Origin of the sequence: Pseudoalteromonas sp. SR45-6 (genome assembly GCF_014163545.1) — a bacterium.
Classification (GTDB): domain Bacteria; phylum Pseudomonadota; class Gammaproteobacteria; order Enterobacterales; family Alteromonadaceae; genus Pseudoalteromonas; species Pseudoalteromonas rhizosphaerae.
This window is the reverse complement of sequence record NZ_JACJDM010000014.1, coordinates 1-18,837: the sequence shown is the minus strand read 5'-3', so window position 1 is coordinate 18,837 and position 18,837 is coordinate 1. Positions and strand designations below refer to the sequence as shown.

Here is an 18,837-nt window from a genome sequence, read left to right as displayed (position 1 = left end):
CAGGAAAATAGAATGCGTAGACTACCTCCGGTATTACTTGAAGACGGTTGCCCTAGAGAGTTAATCTCATTGATCAGAACGATTTTAGCGGCCTGTAAAGAAATTTCATTCCGCGTCGGCCAAGGTGCCCTGTCCGGTGTACTAGGTTCAACGCTTGATGAAAACATTCAAGGCGAAACACAAAAGAAACTCGATGTTCTGACCAACCAACTACTTAAAGATATTTTACTGGAGTCAGGCTACGTAAAAGCGATAGCCTCAGAAGAAGAAGACTACACAGTAGCTGGTAACCCGAATGCAGAATATATCGTTGCGTTTGACCCACTTGATGGCTCATCAAATACCGATATCAATTCACTGGTTGGTACTATTTTCTCAGTAATGAAAGCGCCTGAAGGCTCAGATCCTGCAGATCAAAGTATCTTTATGCAACCGGGTAAAAGCCAAGTCGCTGCGGGATATGTATTATATGGCCCATCTACAGTGCTTGCATTAACGACTGGCAAAGGTACTCGTTTCTTCACGCTAGATAAAACACACGGCAGCTTCTTATTAACTCAAGATTTTGCCCAAGTACCAGAAGAGACCAACGAATACGCCATCAATGCGTCAAATCAACGCCATTGGCAGCCTGCGATGCAAAACTACATAAATGACTTAATGGCTGGCGAAACAGGCCCACGAGCGCGTAACTTTAACATGCGCTGGATTGCCGCCATGGTCGGTGATGTTCATCGCGTGTTATGTCGCGGTGGTATTTTTACCTACCCAACCGACACTAAAGATCCAAACAAACCAAATAAGCTACGCCTACTTTACGAAGCAAACCCAATGGCTATGCTGATCGAGCAAGCCGGCGGCATCGCCTCAACTGGCACAGAACGCATTATGGATATTCAACCCGACGCTATCCACCAACGCGTAGCGGTGATTTTAGGTTCGAAAAACGAAGTAGAAACCTGCTTGGGATATCATAAGTAATAGACTTTAGGATAGAGGAGCTAGGTAAAAGGCTCTAGGAAAGTGATTTCCTCAGATAACAATCACATCGTAGGCGCGGCTTTATGCCGCGTTTTTTATTTTCAGCCATATCAAGGCGAAGTTAGCCGCAATATCCCTAGAACCTAGCCCCTACTAACTTGCTAATAATTCAACCAACTTCGCAACTTTACTCTTATCAAGCTCGCCCATTTGTTCGCTGTTGCTGAGGGCATAGATAACCCCTTCGACGCCGCTGTAGTCGATGTCGGTTCTAGATTCTATAACATTCGCCCACAACTCCAGATCGTCTAAATCAATCTCATCTGCTTGGCAGCGAGTGAGCACATCCAAAACAGTTGCGAGCGTCAATATGTAAATTGGGCCTTGGTTATCTATTGTTGATGCAACAATAATACTTATTGCCTCGTCTTTGTATTTACCAAAAGTGACAAATTCTGCTAACGCTTGTGCTCTGTTCATTTTTAATTATCTGTTATCCTGTAACTGACTATTTCATTAAAGATTAAAATATATCTAATGACTATTTTAGCCTGCTCGCAATGCCAAGCGACTCTTAACTGCAATGTTGATGATATCAATGCCTGTTGGTGCAATGAGCTGCCTGCTATTTTACCGCTTGATAGCACAACCACCAGCTGTTTATGCAGAGATTGTATCTTGGCGAAAATGAACCAATTTCTAAATACTCTCTATAAACGCCCTCTCAAAGAACAACTTACTTTCGCAAAGCCTTTTCACAGTAACGATAATTTAATCGAACACCTCGATTATGAAATGCAAAATAGTTATATGGTATTCAGTCGTTGGTTTTTCTTAAAGCGCGGAAAGTGCTGTAAAAACAACTGTAAAAACTGTCCTTACAAAAAAACTTAGATATTTATTCAAAATAACAGCATAAACATACAAATAAAGCATGACGAAAAGAATAAAAATACACTATAATTGGATATAAATTCACTAAATATCCAATGTATTTTGTTTAAATAATCAACTTGGCTTGATTTTTAAGCATAAAATCACTGTAACTTATTCGGAAAATGAACATGAACACCTTTAGGCCAGCACTTCTTGCATCAGCTGTTTCTGCTATTTTATTTAATAGCCACCATCTTGCTGCTGCGCAGTCAACAACCCAAGCAGACAAAGCAATAGAAACAATTCAAATTACCGCGACTCGTCGTGCGGGCTCAGTGCAAGAGGCACCACTTAATATTACCGCCCTTGATGGTGATGTGATCAAAGATCAAAACATTGGTGATCTTGAAGATGTGGCACGCTGGGTGCCAGGTTTAACTATTTCTGATCAAGGTGGCCGTGAAGGTTCACCAATTATTGTCCGTGGCTTAAATACCAATACTTCAGATCGTATTTCTGATGGTGGCACAGTTGCCACTTACGTGGGTGAGATCCCACTTAATATTGATTTACGTTTAACAGACGTAGAGCGTGTTGAAGTGCTTATCGGTCCACAAGGTACATTATACGGAGCGGGAACATTAGGTGGTGCAATTCGTTACTTATTAAAACAACCTCAGCTCGATATTACCGAAGGCCAAGTCACTGGTGATGTGTTTAGCTTAAACGAAAGTGACGGCACTGGCGGTGAGTTTGGTTTAGTATTTAATACGCCATTAATTGACGATGTATTGGCAATCCGCGCTAGCGTCAATTACTACACCAACCCAGGTTATATCGATTATAACTTCGTAGTACAAAACCCAGGCGTATCAAACCTAAATCCTGATTTTACCAACCCACAGGATGTTAGTGCTAACTTGCGCAATGTCAGTGATGTAAATGATGAGCAAATTACCACAGGTCGTGTGTCACTTCGCTGGCAAGCTAATGAAGCTGTAGAGGCAACGCTAAACTATTTTTATCAAAAACAAGAAAATGGCGGTAATTCTACATCGCAATATAATTCATTAAGTGACAGCAGTGCCTTAAAAGGTATGGTGGGTCAATACGAAAATGCCGCCCGCATACTTGAGCCTGGTGAAGAAGAAAACGACTTATTGAGCTTGGAAATTAAAGCGGATCTAGGCTTTGCAGAATTAGTATCTGCCTCTGGATGGTCAAGCTATGAGCAATCAGGGCAACGTGACCAAACTGACCTGCTTTACGATATATATTCAGGCTACGCTGAATTTCCAGCATTTGTAGCGCAAACACGGGATACATCCAAACGTGATAATTTCACTCAAGAAATTCGCTTAGTGTCTAACTCTGATAGTGCCTTCAACTGGATTGTCGGTGGTTATTACAACAAACTTGAAAGCCATGTTAATGACCGTGAATACACACCCGGTTTAACTGAGTTCTGGGGGGATGAAATCCCAAACATAGAAACTGACCTTGAGTATATTTTATTAACTAATTCAGAAACCACAGAGAAAGCATTATTTGGTGAGATAAGTTATAGCTTTACTGAAAAGTTGAATGTAACGCTTGGTGCACGCGTGTATGAATATGACATTTCATCTAATATTGGCTCAGCCACCCCACTCTATATAGAGGACGACAACTACATTTCATCGCTGGATAAAATTGAATTCTCGAATATAAAAACCAATGATAGCGGTAGCCTGTTTAAGTTTAACGCAAACTATACTTTTGATTCTGGTGTGCTTGCTTATTTTACCGTAAGTGAAGGCTTCAGAATTGGCGGTGACAATGGCATTCCCCTTTGCCCAGATGTACTGCCTGAACAACAAGTTATTTGTACATTGCCAAATGAGCAAGATTATAAACCAGATACCACAGTAAACTATGAACTTGGTTTTAAATCGAGCTGGTTTAAAAACCGCTTACACTTTAACGCGGCATTGTTTAATGTTGATTGGAAGGATGCGCAAGTTGGTTCTTCAACAGTTAATGGTCAGGAGCTTATAACTTCGAACGCCGGTTCAGCTAATTCAAAAGGCGTAGAAATTTCATCTCGCGCTATAATAGCTGATAACTGGACGGCCTACGCAACTTACGCCTATGCACAAGCTCAGCTAACTGAAAATGTGCCAATTTTATTTGGCGAGTTAGATGAAAAGTATGCCCAGTATCAAGCATACTACAATGGTGCCGATGGAGACCGCCTACCAGGCGCACCTGAGCATCAGCTTTCGTTTGGCCTGCGTTATGAACAAGATGTACTAGACGATAAACTACTAAGCATTAACTACGGTATGACCGCGCAAAGTGACGTGATCACTAAAGTTGGCTTAAAAGCCGATGGTGAAACACTTGCAGGCTATGCCTTGAGTAACTTATCAGCCAAGCTAACCGGTGATATGTGGTCCGCAACCATTTACGTTGATAACTTATTCGATAAGTATGCATTTACCTCGGTGCGCCGTGATAAATCATGGGCGGGCATGGCAAAATATGAAGAGCTAAATAAAGACCTGCCTGAACTACAACGTGTGTATGGTCACTACACTACAACACCGCGTACTATCGGCATGAAGTTTACGTATAACTTTGAACTGTAATAACGGTTATCTATAAACTAAAAAAGCCTTGGTGTTTTACGCCAAGGCTTTTATGCTTATTGCCATGCTGACATCGATACAAAAAAACCTACAACAACAAATTGAGCACGCTATTAATCATAGCAAGCTTAATGACGCGCATTTATTACTGATCAGTAATATTAAAAACACACCAGATGATCACTTTAGCTATTTTTTGCTGGCGCAAGTAAATGTTGCAGCAAATGATATAAGCAAAGCAAATAAACTCTTAAACAAAGCGATTAGTATTACGCCCCTACCTTTATATTTTGCTCACTCAGCCAAATTTGCCGTACTGCGCGGGCAGCTGTTAGATGCGCAGCAATATATAACTGAAGCAATAAAACATCCATATTATGAAGTTATTGAATGCGATTTAATTGCTAATGTACTGACTCGTTTAGGCCATTATCCACTGGCGCTCGAGTTTCAATTACGGGCCTATCAACAAGCCCCTAACAATCCGCAAATAAGTTATAACTTAGCTGTGGCCTATAAAATCATGGGGCAATTGAATGATGCTATACAGCTACTGCGTACACTTACAGAGTTACATCCGCAGCATTTTCAAGCTCACTACTCGCTCGCTGAACTTAACAATAACAAGCAGGCTAAGCAGCATTTACAACAGCTGTTAACTTTAACCGAATACGCTAAAACGCCGATGCAGCAACAATTTCTGCACCATGCGATTGCACTCAATCACGAGCACTGCGCTGATTATAAGCAAGCCTTTGCCCACATTACTACAAGTAAGCAAGCGATCTGTCAGCATGTAAAATATGATGCGCAAGCTCACAAAGCATTTTGCCAGCAACTAATAACCTTAAGTCACGAGTATACGCCGCCCTTAAGCGACAGCGATTTTACCCCGATATTTATTGTTGGTATGCCGCGCTCAGGGACTACTTTGCTAGAAAAAATAATGAATCAATCAGATTTGGTGCAAGGTGTTGGTGAACTCAATGATATTGCCCAGCTTTGCCAAGGTAATAATGCTCAGGCATTAAATAGCGTGGTGCTCAATGATGCATATAAAAATGCTGCGTTAATGGCGCAGTTGAGTCAGTATAAACAGCGTATTAGTCAACTAGTAGCACCACAGCTACGCAGCTGCGACAAACAGCCATTTAATTTTTACTATATCGATTTAATTTTAGCGGCTTTCCCGAAGGCTAAAATCATTTGCATGCAACGAGGCCGAAAAGCTAGCTGTATAGCTAATTACCGCCAACTGTACAGCCCAGCCAGTGCGTTTCATCACTATAGCTATAACCTGCAAGACATCGATAGTTTTTATCAAGATTACAGCTCTTTGATAAATCATTTTGCAGCAAAACACCCGGATAATGTGATGATTATGCAATACGAAACATTAGTATCAGAGCCAATCACAAGCACGCAACAGCTCTATGATTTTTGTGATTTACCTTGGCAAGTTAAGTGTCTGGATTTTCATAAACAACATAGCCCGTCGGCAACAGCAAGCAAAGTACAAGTACGCCAGCCTCTCAATAAAAAAGCCATTGATTACTGGCAGCACTACGGATTTGCGTTTAACGCGAAGGACAGGGACCCGTTTCGATAGGTAGTTCGTCTCGGCCGCCCCACTCACTCCATGAGCCGTCATAAACATGCAGATTTTCATATCCACACTCATCGGCAAATAACGCCAAGATACATGCAGTAACGCCGGAGCCACAACTAAATTGCAAGGTAGTTTGCAGATCTGCTTGATCGCCAAGTACAGCCTCGAAAGCAGCTTTAATGTCAACGAATGGTTTTGCTTCGCCATCATCCAATAATTCAACAAAAGGTAAAGCGCGGCTATTAGGAATATGGCCGCTGCGCATCCCAGCTCTCGGCTCTGCCATTTCACCTAAATAACGCTGATAACCTCGTGCATCAAGTAGTACGGTATGTTCATCATCTATGCCCTGAAAGACTGCAGCCGCATCAATAAAGTAACCAACTCGCGGTTTGGCAACAAAGTTACCTTTATGATAATGGCGACTATATTCAATTTGCGTTAAATAACCCAACGACTGCCACTTAGCAAGGCCACCACTGAGTACTTTGACATTATCAAAGCCCATGGCTTTAAACATCCACCAACCTCTTGCAGCACTAAATAAGCCTTGGTCTTCGTAGATGATAACTAAGGAATCTTTATCAACCCCCATTAACTGCATCTGCTGAGTAAATTGCTCCGCACTGCACATGGTATGCGGTAGCGGATTGTCTTGATCGGCTAATTGCTTTTTAAAGTCAAAACGCTGTGCATTTGGCAACTTAGCCTGCGGTTTATACTCACCCAGCTTACCTGGGCGCACCATGCCAGCATCAAAGATAACCAGCTTTGGGTCGTTTAAGTGCTCGTTTAGCCATTGGCAAGTTACTATGTTTTTCATTGTGTTCCTTTACTTCTGTTACATATTACTAAGCCTTCTCTACCAGAGCCTATTATTAAAATAGTTACGGTACATTTTGCACAATAATTTTGCCAGTTTCTATATACACTGTAAATTACTTAAATTATCAAGAATAAACTAAAAAATATTTTTTCTACAATTATATACATTTATACTAGGCATTATATTGCAAACAATGTGATACAAAGATGATTTTAAAATATCTTAATATTGACAGTTCTAAAGGCTAAACTTAGATGAAAAAAAATAATCAACAAATAGTAAGCAGCCAAATAGCAGGCAATATTTTAGTAGTACTACCAAAATTTATTGGTGATGCAGTCAATTGCACACCGGCTTTACAACTACTTAAAGACCTTTATCCAACTAAAAGCATTATCTTATTTGTTAGACCTCACTTAGCTGAGATGTTTAAACGCGAGACTGACTACTGTGTTATCGTGGATGAACGCTTTGATAATAACAAACCCATCTCTATGTGGGCACAAGCAAAAATACTCAAAAATGCTAACATTGAGCTTGCAGTAATTATGCGCAACTCATTGTCTGAAGCAATACTTTGCTTTTTAGCAAGTATCAAATACCGAGTAGGTTATGCAAAAAATGGTCGCTCACCACTGTTAACACACAAACTGAAATTAGACGAAAATCACCACTATATATTTCGCTACTGCCGACTTGTGAATGAGCCACATGGTAATCCGTTTAGCTCTATACCAAAAACAGCAATCGTAAAAGAGCCGAGCCTGTTAATCCCTAAACAGAACAAAAAATCTATCGGGGTTTATTTTGGCGGAAAAAATAAAGGCTTGCGTCATTACCCTAATGAGCTTTCATTTGTTGCAATGGTTGATATAGCTAAAAATATTGACTGCACATTTTATATTTTTGGTGATAACGGTGAGCTTGAAGATACCCAACAATTACAGGAGCGGCTAAACCAGCAAAAAATTGACTCTGTCGTCCTTGCTGGGAAAACCTCGATTATTACTATGATAGACGCTATCGGTGAGCTTGATTTATTACTGACAATCGATTCTGGTCCCATGCATATTGCAGCTGCATTCAATATTCCTTTTGTTGCTGTTGTGGGCTTAGGAACTTCGCCATGGAGTGTTGTGGCACCCAAAGTAACTAATGCCATTACGTTAATTGCAAATGGCGATCAGCTACTTGAAAAAGATATTATTAACGAAATAAAGCCACATCACGTCAGTGAAGCTGCTTTAAAGTTACTGGATCACTAAATCTTAATAATTTCAGCTCTCAGTGGTGCCATTTTCGCGAGTATTTTATTTTGCACTGTATGACTAATATTTTGTTCATTCATGGCATTGATTAACAAATCAACCACATGATTAAAGTCAGCCTCCGTGATGTGCATGCCAGTATGAATATCAACCATACTATCACGCGTGTACTCACAGGGCCCATCAGTTAATACACACAAATGATTAATAAAGCCTTCGCGGAAATGGCTAATATTTGCATGCTCAAAGTAATGAATAATTTGTTCGTCATTACCGATTTGATTAATGAAACTATCAACCAGTCTTTGTAGCCCTGCTTTACCATCAAGTTGCTGATAAAACGTTAGATTTGAAGCCGATGAACAACCAGCTAAGCTGGCTATTAACACTATCGTTGTTAGTATTTTTTCCATTACCAATATCCTGTTACCGATAAGTACCAACCGGTTTGGTCTTTTGCTCCAGCAATACTACCTAAATCAAGGTATGCGGCAGTGACACTTACGTATTTATTTGGCATCCAAGCAACAAATACATCTTGCCAATCTTGCTCACCCAATCCGAGATTATTTGATTTTTGACGATACTCTATTCCAACAGCAACTTCTCGACTAAGAAAAATGGCAGTACTAGCTTCAAATAAGAGTTTTTCATTGCTATTCGCTCCACCGTATCCAAGTAAGCCAAGCTGATTTGCTTCACTATAACGCGTGGTAACATTCCAAAACCAGTTATAACCTGCAATGGCCCCTAAATGTAACTTGCTTGCAGCAAGGTAAATATCTATACCTGAGGTGTCATTAGCCCCTACTAATGTCGCGACTGCGCCATCATCAAGGGATTTGTATTGTACTCCCAGCGAAAGTTGAGGCCAGTCACTATAAACAATATCACCATAGAGCCTAATCTTAACACCGGTGATTTCTTGTTCTATCTCGGTATTTAGCGCCGGCACAGCAAAGTTTTGCTGTGCATAGCTAAGCTCAACGCGATTAAACAAGTTAACTTGGGCACCGCATACATCTAAGCTGTAATCGGTAACATCAGCCCGACTACAAAAGCCATTAATAGAAAACTCATCTTCGCTGGCATAACCCGCAAGCTGCGCCCAAGGCACGATACCACCACCACCACTACCTTCTACTTGCGATACTCCAGGCGTTGCTAGCAGCTTGCCTTTTGAGGCAAAGCTATTAAATGCAGATAATGCGATAACAGCTAAAAATAATAATTTAAGCTTTTTCATTATACTGCTCCAACCATTGCTCAAACGCATCGGCTTTGAGTGGACGACTTAGATAATACCCTTGCACATGATCACACTGCATTTTTTGTAACAGCTCTAGCGATCCTAATGTTTCAACCCCTTCGGCTACGACAGAGAAGCCAAGCTGATGACCTAAGGTAATTGTGGATTCAACAATAAACTGATCCTTTTCAGATTCATCAAGTTTAAGAATAAAACATTTATCTAATTTCAGCTCGTCAATAGGTAACATTTTCAAGCGCCCTAGCGATGTTTGCCCAACCCCATAATCATCAAGAGATATTTTGACACCGATCGCTTTAAGATTCTCCAGCGCGTGAATGCCCTTTTCTTCATTTTCAATCATATCGCGCTCTGTTAATTCAATCGTGATAAGCGCAGGTGCAACTGAAAACTGTTTTAATGTACGAATTAAATTGGAGTGAAAGCCGGGATAAGCGATATCTTGGGCTGAAACATTAATTGCAGCTTGCATATAAATGCCTTGCTGTTGCCAAAGTCCGACCTGTGCTATTACTGTTTTTACCACCCAACCGGTAAGGTCAACAATTAATCCCGATTGTTCAGCTAGGTCAATAAATAGCTCCGGCGATACCCAACTACCATCCTTGCGTTGCCAACGAATAAGCGATTCCACTTTATTGATTTGTTGTGTAGCGATATGTAATTTAGGCTGATAAGTCATAAACAATTGACCATCGTCATCATTAATCGCTTGCTTGAGCTCATCGATCATAATGAGCCTATCAAGATGCGCTTCATCCTCTCCAGGCAGGTAATAATGAATATTTTCATGAGCACTTGCGGCACTATCCACAGCAATCAATACCCGACGCATTAAATCATCCGCTTGTAACCCTTGCGAAGGATACTCCACCACACCAGCACTAAAACGTAAATTGATTTTAAGCTTTTGAATAGTATAACCAGCTTGTAACTGCGCCATTAACCCGACTATGCCACTTTTAAGATTACGCCCTGCACTACTAGGAAACGCGGTTAAAAATTCATCACCACCAATACGTGCATGTAAACCACCAAACTCATCTGAAAACTCAGCAATACGTAAAGCTACAGCTTTTAAGCAGTCATCGCCAATACGAGCTCCTAGCTTATCGTTAATATGCCTAAGGCCACGAATATCAATTGCCACTAAGGTATATTCTTGGTCTTGTTGAAGATTTTCGCTCAACACTTCCAGCATTGCAGAACGATTATAAAAACCAGTTAAAGAATCATGCTTTGCAGCAAAGCTAATTTGTTGTTCACGCTCTTGGATATCATTACCCATGTTTTTAAAAGCATCAATTAATGTAGCTATTTCATTGCTTTGCTTTTTGCTCATCGCGTCAACACTGTAGTTTCCTCGGGCAAACTGCCGCGCTAAAGTCACTAATTGTGATAATGGCATGGTTAAGTTTTTGGCCAATAAACTACTGGTAATAACACCGATAAAAATCGTTAAAGACGCAAGAATGACTAGCGTGTAAAACAATCGCTCAAATTCACTGTAACTCTGCGTTAGATCAGCACTCAGTAATACATTAACGGGATGATCGTCAAGGGAAGGTAGGTGTACATCGCGATTGCGATATACCAGTTGTTCACCAAAAATTCGTTGCGTGGTTGTTTTATGAAAATATTCAGTCGGAATAAACGGCGTCGGGCGCTCTAACAAAGAGCTTTTAACCAAATTATCGCTGTTAGCAATAAAGCTTACATCCATACCGGTTAAGTTTTTTAGCTCAACCGCAACCTTATCATCAATTTTAAAGCCGACTAAACTGTGCGCGATAGTACGTGGGGCTTTAATAGGTAATAAAATAACCTGATATAGCTCATTATTTAGCACAACAAAGCTAGATTGCTCGGTATTGTTGAGCAACTCACTCATTAACGCTTGTAAATTATTATCAAAGTCTTGTTGTCGATTAGTTGATACCAACTTACCTGATAAGTCCAATAACAACATTAAATCAGCATTAATTCGCTGACTATGATTATACAATACGCTACTAATCGTATTTGCATCCTTAGTGGCAACCGCTTGTTTAAAACCAAAATCAGCAGTCAATACTTTTGCAGCTGTGAGCAATAAACTTTCTTTCGACGCTAAGTACTGCTTATAGACATTTTCAGCCACATTAATATCTTGGGTGACCTTTTTTTCATTAAATTGACTAGTCGACCACCAGAAACTAAATAAGCTCATAACTGTAGTTAATAACACTAAGCCTACACATAAAATAGTTATGCGATTTTTTAAACTATTAGTCATTCCCACCCTTAAACTTACTACCAAAAGTATTACGTGGCTTAGGCTCAGTTGTTTGCAGTGTTACTTGTAAACTATGAGGCGAATTTACAGCTAACGTTAGCGACTGCTTTTCTTCAAGTGTGTTCTTTTGTAAAGAATGCCAAAGAGTTAGCTGTACTGGCAAAGTTAGGCCACTTAGTTGCACATTTCCACGCTCATCACTTTGATAAACATCAGCGCTTTTTGCAACATAAATATACCCTAGCATAGAGTCATGGATATTACAGCCAAGCACCACAACCCCTTGATTTTCAAATGTAATCGGGTTTTCTGGTTGCCCTGAATATAACTTTAACTGAAATGGTTTAGCTTCAGAGAAAGAATACACGTGGTGGCGAATATTATCGCTATTAGGAAAGTTCACTTGCTGCCCTTGATGAGCAATCAAAAGTGTTGGTGAAAACTGCTTATCTACTTGATCCATTATCAGTACAGGTAACTGCTGCGATAATTTTTTATTGCTTTTGCTAGCAATTTCTACAACTGCATTGGTGAGAGGCTGCCCATATTGATCAACGATATTGAGCGTAACATCTTGTGCATAACCTTTACTTGCAAGCGCCATTGCGAAAAGAGTTATAACGCTTTTTGTTACCATTACTTGCAATCTCATTTGGTCATCCCCTGTTGTGCGAACACTAACATATGAGTATCTCTAATTAATCTTAGGTTAAGTTAATTAGAGACTGACTCCAAATGCAAGAATAAAAGCCCAGTTACACTAAATAATAGGAAAACTTAAGGCTTTTAAACAACAGCAAGCAAATAACTAGTGACTAAAGCTTGGAAATCAAGCCATATTGTTGATCCAAAATAGTTATAACCTCTGCGCGAGGATCTGTTGGAATAGCGATATCGTAGCCAACTATTTTACTGGCAATGCCAACATATGTTTCTGACACAGATAACATAACTGATTCAGGCAGTATGTAATCTTTAGCAAGTTGCTCTCGCTCAGGCATACGGTCTTTATTCAGTAACACATCGCTATCAGGTACATTACTAATTAATAATTGGCGGAACCCCTCTTTAGAGTTCTCAACAATTTTTCCATCACGATACGCAGCACCATCCCAAATGCGCGATGAATCAGGCGTACCGACTTCATCGATGTAGATAAGTTTATCTGTACCATCAATATCTTCTACATACCCAAACTCAAACTTTGTATCGACGAAGATTTGATCCAATTTAGCCAGCTCAGCGCTAATTAAGGTAAAACCTTCAACAAGAAGTTTTTCGTATTGCGTAACATCATCTTCAGACTTAAAGTTAAACACAGTTAAGTTATTAGTGATATTGTCACGAGTAATATTTACATCATCCACAGCAGGAATATCTGCAACGCCAGTAATAATACCTTTCGTTGATGGCGTAATTAACACATCATCTAACTGCTGATTAGCGGTTAAGCCTTCAGGTAATTCTAAACCACAAAAATTACGAACACCTTTGCTGTAATCACGCCACATGCTGCCAGTTATATATTGACGAGCAATTGCCTCTACTTTCACAGTACTGGCTTTACGAACAATCCATACATACGGATGTGGAATATCAACAATATGATTGCCCGCCAGACCTGCTTGATCAAATAGCTTAAACCAATGCGATGCAACAGTATTTAACGCAATACCTTTGCCTGGTACACCATTTAGGCCATTTTCACCTTGCCAAATACAATCAAAGGCAGAGATACGATCGGAAATTACCATAATAGCCAGCTCAGTACCTTTAGGTACTTGATAGCCTTTTTCGCTGATCAAACGTGCGCTGTCTTCGTCTGTTAACCAATAAACTGAACGTACTTTGCCACTGTGAACGGGGCCCTTAGTGCGTATTGGTAAGTCATCGTTTACGTCTAAAACTTTATAGCTAGTCATGCTATCTCCGAGTATATGGCACGCCCTGTAAGGGCGATTGTATGGGTATGGGGTTATAAGCCGCTAATAATAATCGAGACCGGGGGAAATCACAATTAAAGCACTATGTGATTTAACGCAGTTTAGTTGGTATTTTATTATACACGTTATAAGATAACATCAAAATCCAGTAGTAATTTACGTGATGATTAATATACAGCAGCTAAGTTTTAAATGGCAAAAACAACAAGTCAAACCCACTTTAGCAATTGCAACACTTAGCATTGCTAAAGGCGAACATGTGTTTTTACATGGCCCTAGCGGCTGTGGTAAATCCACTTTATTATCGTTACTTGCAGGCATTAACCGCCCTACATCAGGCCAACTGAGTATTTTAGGCTGTGAACTGGGTCAATTAAGTAAAAGTAAATGCGATAAGTTTCGCGCTGAGCATATTGGGTATATCTTTCAAAATTTTAATTTACTTCCTTACCTATCACCGATTGATAATGTCACATTAGGTTGCCAATTTTCAAAACCACGGCAAAAAAAAGCATTAATCAATAGTCCAACCCTTAATCAAGAGGCCTCAAGGCTATTAAATGCACTGGGCTTAGACGAGCAATTACATCAACAAAATGTCGCTAGTTTGAGTATTGGCCAGCAACAGCGAGTCGCGGCGGCGCGCGCCTTTATTGGCAGCCCAGAATTGATAATTGCCGATGAGCCAACGTCTGCTCTTGATGCAAACAATCGCCAGTCCTTTATCAACTTACTTTTTACACAAGCAAACGAAGCGAATAGCACCTTACTTTTTGTCAGCCATGATACAAGCTTACAACCGCTTTTTAATCGCAACATTGATTTACTGTCGCTACAGGAGCAAGGTAAATGATCCTCTTAAAACTTGCTATTAGTAGCTTATATAATCGCCGCGCCAGTGCATTCTTAACTCTGTTTACTATTGCTGTTAGTGTCATGTTATTGCTGAGTATTGAGCGAGTGCGGGTTGATGCCAAAAGTAGTTTTAGTAATACCATTTCTGGTACTGATCTAATTGTTGGCGCTCGTACCGGAGATATACAGCTGTTATTGTCTTCGGTTTTTCGCATTGGTCATGCTAATAATGGCGTTGGCTGGCAAAGCTACCAATATATAAAACAGCAACGCGGCGTCAACTGGACCATTCCGCTATCACTAGGGGACAGCCATAAAGGCCAAGCGGTACTGGGCACTTCTGCTGATTATTTTCAACATTATAAATTTGCTAAAAAGCAGCAGCTTAGTTTTAGCCAAGGCCGCGCCTTCGCCCATTTAAATGAAGTTGTACTGGGCGCGCAGGTAGCAGCAAAGCTAGGCTATTCGCTGGGTGATAGTATCGTTATTTCACACGGTATGGGTAATACCAGCTTTCATCATCATGATGATAATCCCTTCACTGTGGTGGGCATTTTAGATGCGACAGGCACGCCAGTTGATAAAACCCTACATATTCCATTAGCGGCTATTGAACTGATCCACAGCGGTAACCATACCAGCCATGAACATGAACATGAACATGAACAGCATGATGATCTAACAGGCGAACCTAAGCAAATCACCGCGTTTTTAGTGGGTTTTGATTCTCCGCTTTATACGTTACAAGTTAGGCGCAATATTAATCAGTACAAACCTGAAGCGTTGCTTGCCATCATGCCTGGTGTAACTTTGCGTGAGCTATGGGAAATGCTGACAATTGTTGAAAAAATCTTGTTGCTGTTTTCTATCGTAGTGGTACTCGTGAGCCTGCTAGGCATGCTAACGACCCTATTGGCCAGCCTTAACCAACGCCGCCGCGAATTGGCCATTTTACGCTCTGTCGGTGCGCGTCCTTGGCATTTATTCACATTGATCAGCATAGAATCACTACTGATAACCTTTTTAGGTTGCCTAGTAGGTTGTGGGTTATTTTATTTATTAATGTCTCTTGCCACAGGTTACTTGCAAAGTAATGCCGGCATCACAATCACCATTGCGATGCTATCGAGCTATGAACTGGTATTGATCGGCGCTATTATGGCGGCCGGCTTTATCGTTGGTTTGATACCAGCCACCCGCGCCTATTTTTACTCATTGTCTGATGGCATGAGCATTAAAATTTAAGAGGAATATCATGCAGTACTTTCAAAAGCTCAGTTTGCTTTGCTTAGTTATTTTTAGCTTTGGTTATAATTTTAGTAGTTATGCCAATGAACCAAAAGAAATTTTTTGGGAAGATTTAATTCCTAAGGGACATGTACAAATAGATACTCAAGATCAAGCTAGCCATGAAGGTACAGAGCAAAATTGGGTGCAACCTGATCTAGATGCACCAATTGTTAAGGAACTCAATGGCCAATCAGTCAGCTTACCTGGGTTTGTAGTACCTCTTGAAGGTGACAGCGAAATGATTACTGAGTTTTTATTAGTGCCTTACTTTGGTGCTTGCATCCACGTGCCACCACCACCACCGAATCAAATTGTTCATGTGACAATTAAAGGCGGCGTGCCAATTGAAAGTTTGTACGATGCCATAGTAGTTACCGGCGTCATCAGCACTGAAACCTGGAGTGGCGACATTGCACAAGTGGGCTATAAAATGACAGCCGTCGGCGTTGCACCGTTTGAGCTGTAACTCAGATACATACCTCAGGCGTGTTGTTCCCAGTGCTGCAAATAGCAGCTCTCAAGTGCAACATGCCTTAACTTATTTTTGGCATTGACTACAGTACACTGTACTACGTTGCCCTAAACGAATTTCTGTTAATGCTTTCTTACATACCATACATGGCTCACCTTTGCGGCCATAAACTAATAACTGTTGTGCAAAGTAACCTGGTTTACCATCACTTTGGGCAAAGTCTTTTAATGTCGTGCCACCTTGGGTGATAGCCGCAGCCAAAGTATCTTTAATAATAGGGATTAATTGCTGATAGCGCGCTTGTGATACTTTTCCTGCTTCACGTTTTGGATGAATACCGGCCTTAAAAAGAGACTCGTTAGCGTAAATATTACCCACCCCAACCACCACAGCGTTATCCATAATAAATTGTTTGATTGGCACTTTCTTATTTCGTGACTGCTTATATACGCGCTTAGCAGTAAATTCATCAGTGAGTGGCTCAGGGCCCAGTTTGCTCAGTAAGCTATGGCATTCGCCGGGCGCTTGCCATAAACAACAACCAAATCGGCGTGGGTCATTTAGTCTAAGAGCTTTACCGTTGGCAAATATAAACTCGATATGATCATGCTTTTTTAATGGCTCATTTTGTTCAACAACTCGTAAATTACCCGACATACCTAAATGCAAAATAATGCAGCCCAGTTCACACTCAAGTAGCAAATACTTTGCCCTACGCTCAACAGCTAACACAGCTAAGTTAGCGATTTTGTACACATCATCAGGCACAGGCCAACGCATATTCGGATTATGAATATTCACCTTTGTAACTGTTTGCTGCAAAATATGTGGGGTGATCCCCATTCGGCTAACTTCAACCTCTGGTAATTCAGGCATACTATTTAGGCTCACTTTGTGAAAAATTAAAACTAGGGAATAAACGCTGCGCAGTTGCTTTATCAAGTGATAACACGCGCTGGTTGCTTTTATCTAATAAATAATAGCCTTGTGGTGCGCTATATAATTGATACAACCAAGGAAGTTGCTCGCCTGCCAACCATACGGTTGCTACAGTCAAAGCTGAGGTATTATGGAATGCTTGCTGATTATCAGCGACCGACAATTGCATGCTCTGCCATTCATTTACTAATGCCACAAGGTTTGCTGTTGTTGCTTGCCAAAAACTAGCAGGTGCATTATTGATTAATGCAGTGGCGCGCCAAGAAGTGCCTATGCGCTCTATTTTTTGATCGGGAAACTCTAGAGCTAAAATAAAGTTTTGCGCTGGCAATACACTTTGCACACTAGATTGTTCTGAACCACTGTTGAGTTTTGTATGTAATCCATTAAAAAAGAAAATCATCAACAGCATGGAAAAAATAACCACATTATTCCAGCCCCTGCGACCTAACTGCATTTGAGTTCTTCCTAAAAGATTCAATTAGTTAAAGTGTAACCAAAAACATATAAAAATGGCAGTTGAATTTTTTAACTACTGTTAAGACTGAATATTGCAAAAAATCACCAACGCGAATGTGTCAAAGTTAAATTACTTTGCTAAAATACGGCAAAATTTAAGGAGTTCCGTCATGTCAATGTATGTAGTGGGTCATAAAATCCCAGATTCAGATTCTATTTGTGGTGCAATCGCACTCGCATATTTGAAAAACCAAATCGAAGAACCAGCAATTCCAACTCGTCTTGGTGAAATATCACCTGAAACGCAGTTTATTCTTGATAAATTCGGCTTTGAAGCACCAGAGCTAAAATTAAGTTATGCCGGTGAAGATGTTTACATCGTTGACCATACCGAAAAAACGCAAGCACCTGATGATATCGATCAAGCTCGCGTTGTTGGCGTTGTTGATCACCATAAACTAGGCGATTTAACCAGCTCTACACCTCTTGAATGCTGGATCCGCCCTGTTGGCTGCTCAAACACGATCATTAAAATGATGTATGACTTCTACAATGTTGAAATTCCAAAAGACATTGCAGGCATCATGATGTGTGCAATTTTAAGTGATACGGTTATTTTCAAATCACCAACCTGCACCACAGCTGATATTAAATGTGTTGAAGCGCTTGCTGAAATTGCCGGCATCGAGGACTTTAAAGAATTAGGCATGGATATGTTCCGTGTTAAGTCAGCGGTTGAGAATACTCCAGCGCGTGATTTAGTAATGCGTGATTTTAAAGACTTCAACATGAACGGTAAACTAGTTGGTATTGGTCAATTAGAAGTTATCGATCTAGCGGTATTTGATGATATTAAAGCAGACCTTGAAGCTGATATTGCTAAGCTTAAAGAAGAAGGTGGACGCCACTCGGTATTCTTATTACTTACCGACATCATGAAAGAAGGCTCACAAATGCTGATCGTATCTGACGATGCAACACTAGTTGAAACTGCTTATGGTGCAACGCCCAAAGACGGAAAAGTATGGCTAGACGGCGTACTGAGCCGTAAAAAGCAAGTAGTACCACCACTGCAAGATGCATTTGCAAAGCTTTAACGTGCTAGGTGCTAGGTGCTAGGTGCTAGGTGCTAGGTGCTAGGTGC

The 18,837-nt window shown here is 40.6% G+C and carries 18 protein-coding genes; 9 read left to right on the top strand and 9 right to left on the bottom strand.

What is annotated here, in order from left to right; genetic code table 11:
- The first annotated feature begins 12 nt into the window (after positions 1–12).
- The gene (locus H5158_RS08555) at positions 13–981 is read left to right on the top strand and encodes a class 1 fructose-bisphosphatase (protein WP_145234740.1); all 969 of its coding nucleotides are present in this window, start codon (positions 13–15) and stop codon (positions 979–981) included.
- Between the two features lie 153 nt (positions 982–1,134).
- Here the strand turns inward: H5158_RS08555 and H5158_RS08550 are convergent, their stop codons facing one another.
- Entirely contained in the window at positions 1,135–1,461 is a 327-nt protein-coding gene (locus H5158_RS08550) for a hypothetical protein (RefSeq protein WP_145234738.1), read from the bottom strand.
- 57 nt (positions 1,462–1,518) lie between these two features.
- Between H5158_RS08550 and H5158_RS08545 the strand changes: the two genes are divergently transcribed.
- The 3 genes from H5158_RS08545 (at position 1,519) to H5158_RS08535 (ending at position 6,096) form a co-directional block, all read left to right on the top strand.
- Positions 1,519–1,875 carry a DUF5522 domain-containing protein gene (locus H5158_RS08545; RefSeq protein ID WP_182739840.1) on the top strand — a complete coding sequence of 119 codons (357 nt, stop codon included), beginning with the start codon at positions 1,519–1,521 and terminating at the stop codon, positions 1,873–1,875.
- A 170-nt stretch (positions 1,876–2,045) separates the two neighbouring features.
- Positions 2,046–4,487, top strand: coding sequence for a TonB-dependent receptor (locus H5158_RS08540; RefSeq protein WP_182739839.1), 2,442 nt, complete (start codon positions 2,046–2,048; stop codon positions 4,485–4,487).
- Positions 4,488–4,551: 64 nt separating this feature from the next.
- Positions 4,552–6,096 carry a tetratricopeptide repeat-containing sulfotransferase family protein gene (locus H5158_RS08535; RefSeq protein ID WP_259398734.1) on the top strand — a complete coding sequence of 515 codons (1,545 nt, stop codon included), beginning with the start codon at positions 4,552–4,554 and terminating at the stop codon, positions 6,094–6,096.
- Here the strand turns inward: H5158_RS08535 and H5158_RS08530 are convergent.
- On the bottom strand, positions 6,065–6,919 hold the full coding sequence (locus tag H5158_RS08530) for a sulfurtransferase (protein WP_182718334.1): 855 nt from the start codon (positions 6,917–6,919) through the stop codon (positions 6,065–6,067). The genes H5158_RS08535 and H5158_RS08530 overlap by 32 nt on opposite strands.
- Positions 6,920–7,176: 257 nt before the next feature.
- Here H5158_RS08530 and H5158_RS08525 point away from each other — a divergent pair, with 257 nt between their 5' ends.
- Positions 7,177–8,187 (top strand): glycosyltransferase family 9 protein, encoded by a 1,011-nt coding sequence (locus H5158_RS08525; protein ID WP_182718335.1) that lies wholly within the window; start codon positions 7,177–7,179, stop codon positions 8,185–8,187.
- Here H5158_RS08525 and H5158_RS08520 read toward each other — a convergent pair.
- The 5 genes from H5158_RS08520 to H5158_RS08500 all read right to left on the bottom strand — a co-directional run bounded on the left by H5158_RS08520 (position 8,184) and on the right by H5158_RS08500 (position 13,657).
- Entirely contained in the window at positions 8,184–8,603 is a 420-nt protein-coding gene (locus H5158_RS08520) for a group 1 truncated hemoglobin (protein ID WP_182718336.1), read from the bottom strand. The two genes, H5158_RS08525 and H5158_RS08520, sit on opposite strands and share 4 nt — an antisense overlap.
- Complete coding sequence (locus H5158_RS08515; protein WP_182739837.1) at positions 8,603–9,436, bottom strand: DUF3034 family protein; 834 nt, start codon at positions 9,434–9,436, stop codon at positions 8,603–8,605. The genes H5158_RS08520 and H5158_RS08515 overlap by 1 nt, the downstream gene beginning before the upstream one ends.
- Positions 9,423–11,735: an EAL domain-containing protein gene (locus H5158_RS08510; protein ID WP_182718338.1), complete on the bottom strand. Its 2,313-nt coding sequence runs from the start codon at positions 11,733–11,735 to the stop codon at positions 9,423–9,425. Before H5158_RS08510 ends, H5158_RS08515 begins: the two co-directional genes overlap by 14 nt.
- A complete protein-coding gene (locus H5158_RS08505; protein ID WP_182718339.1) occupies positions 11,728–12,387 on the bottom strand; it encodes a methylamine utilization protein in 660 nt (219 codons plus the stop codon). The genes H5158_RS08510 and H5158_RS08505 overlap by 8 nt, the downstream gene beginning before the upstream one ends.
- A gap of 163 nt (positions 12,388–12,550) precedes the next feature.
- Entirely contained in the window at positions 12,551–13,657 is a 1,107-nt protein-coding gene (locus tag H5158_RS08500) for a phosphoribosylaminoimidazolesuccinocarboxamide synthase (RefSeq protein ID WP_182718340.1), read from the bottom strand.
- Between the two features lie 184 nt (positions 13,658–13,841).
- Here H5158_RS08500 and H5158_RS08495 point away from each other — a divergent pair, with 184 nt between their 5' ends.
- From H5158_RS08495 to H5158_RS08485, 3 genes are read left to right on the top strand one after another with little or no spacing between them, the layout of a single operon-like run.
- Positions 13,842–14,531: an ABC transporter ATP-binding protein gene (locus H5158_RS08495; protein ID WP_149983162.1), complete on the top strand. Its 690-nt coding sequence runs from the start codon at positions 13,842–13,844 to the stop codon at positions 14,529–14,531.
- Positions 14,528–15,778 (top strand): FtsX-like permease family protein, encoded by a 1,251-nt coding sequence (locus tag H5158_RS08490; protein ID WP_182718341.1) that lies wholly within the window; start codon positions 14,528–14,530, stop codon positions 15,776–15,778. Before H5158_RS08495 ends, H5158_RS08490 begins: the two co-directional genes overlap by 4 nt.
- Positions 15,779–15,788: 10 nt before the next feature.
- On the top strand, positions 15,789–16,289 hold the full coding sequence (locus H5158_RS08485; RefSeq protein ID WP_182731300.1) for a DUF3299 domain-containing protein: 501 nt from the start codon (positions 15,789–15,791) through the stop codon (positions 16,287–16,289).
- 72 nt (positions 16,290–16,361) lie between these two features.
- Here H5158_RS08485 and mutM read toward each other — a convergent pair whose 3' ends face one another.
- Positions 16,362–17,171, bottom strand: a complete 810-nt coding sequence (mutM, locus tag H5158_RS08480; protein ID WP_182739836.1) for a bifunctional DNA-formamidopyrimidine glycosylase/DNA-(apurinic or apyrimidinic site) lyase — start codon at positions 17,169–17,171, stop codon at positions 16,362–16,364.
- A gap of 1 nt (position 17,172) precedes the next feature.
- Positions 17,173–17,691: a hypothetical protein gene (locus H5158_RS08475; RefSeq protein WP_145234706.1), complete on the bottom strand. Its 519-nt coding sequence runs from the start codon at positions 17,689–17,691 to the stop codon at positions 17,173–17,175.
- 172 nt (positions 17,692–17,863) lie between these two features.
- On the opposite strand from H5158_RS08475, the gene H5158_RS08470 reads away from it, so the two are divergent.
- Complete coding sequence (locus H5158_RS08470; RefSeq protein WP_182739835.1) at positions 17,864–18,790, top strand: manganese-dependent inorganic pyrophosphatase; 927 nt, start codon at positions 17,864–17,866, stop codon at positions 18,788–18,790.
- Positions 18,791–18,837 lie beyond the last annotated feature (47 nt).

Bases quoted from the DNA above. Each gene is read 5' to 3' on its own strand.
- H5158_RS08555 (WP_145234740.1), top strand. From the start codon at position 13: ATGCGTAGACTACCTCCGGTATTACTTGAAGACGGTTGCCCTAGAGAG.
- H5158_RS08550 (WP_145234738.1), bottom strand. From the start codon at position 1,461: ATGAACAGAGCACAAGCGTTAGCAGAATTTGTCACTTTTGGTAAATAC.
- H5158_RS08545 (WP_182739840.1), top strand. From the start codon at position 1,519: ATGACTATTTTAGCCTGCTCGCAATGCCAAGCGACTCTTAACTGCAAT.
- H5158_RS08540 (WP_182739839.1), top strand. From the start codon at position 2,046: ATGAACACCTTTAGGCCAGCACTTCTTGCATCAGCTGTTTCTGCTATT.
- H5158_RS08535 (WP_259398734.1), top strand. From the start codon at position 4,552: ATGCTGACATCGATACAAAAAAACCTACAACAACAAATTGAGCACGCT.
- H5158_RS08530 (WP_182718334.1), bottom strand. From the start codon at position 6,919: ATGAAAAACATAGTAACTTGCCAATGGCTAAACGAGCACTTAAACGAC.
- H5158_RS08525 (WP_182718335.1), top strand. From the start codon at position 7,177: ATGAAAAAAAATAATCAACAAATAGTAAGCAGCCAAATAGCAGGCAAT.
- H5158_RS08520 (WP_182718336.1), bottom strand. From the start codon at position 8,603: ATGGAAAAAATACTAACAACGATAGTGTTAATAGCCAGCTTAGCTGGT.
- H5158_RS08515 (WP_182739837.1), bottom strand. From the start codon at position 9,436: ATGAAAAAGCTTAAATTATTATTTTTAGCTGTTATCGCATTATCTGCA.
- H5158_RS08510 (WP_182718338.1), bottom strand. From the start codon at position 11,735: ATGACTAATAGTTTAAAAAATCGCATAACTATTTTATGTGTAGGCTTA.
- H5158_RS08505 (WP_182718339.1), bottom strand. From the start codon at position 12,387: ATGAGATTGCAAGTAATGGTAACAAAAAGCGTTATAACTCTTTTCGCA.
- H5158_RS08500 (WP_182718340.1), bottom strand. From the start codon at position 13,657: ATGACTAGCTATAAAGTTTTAGACGTAAACGATGACTTACCAATACGC.
- H5158_RS08495 (WP_149983162.1), top strand. From the start codon at position 13,842: ATGATTAATATACAGCAGCTAAGTTTTAAATGGCAAAAACAACAAGTC.
- H5158_RS08490 (WP_182718341.1), top strand. From the start codon at position 14,528: ATGATCCTCTTAAAACTTGCTATTAGTAGCTTATATAATCGCCGCGCC.
- H5158_RS08485 (WP_182731300.1), top strand. From the start codon at position 15,789: ATGCAGTACTTTCAAAAGCTCAGTTTGCTTTGCTTAGTTATTTTTAGC.
- mutM (WP_182739836.1), bottom strand. From the start codon at position 17,171: ATGCCTGAATTACCAGAGGTTGAAGTTAGCCGAATGGGGATCACCCCA.
- H5158_RS08475 (WP_145234706.1), bottom strand. From the start codon at position 17,691: ATGCAGTTAGGTCGCAGGGGCTGGAATAATGTGGTTATTTTTTCCATG.
- H5158_RS08470 (WP_182739835.1), top strand. From the start codon at position 17,864: ATGTCAATGTATGTAGTGGGTCATAAAATCCCAGATTCAGATTCTATT.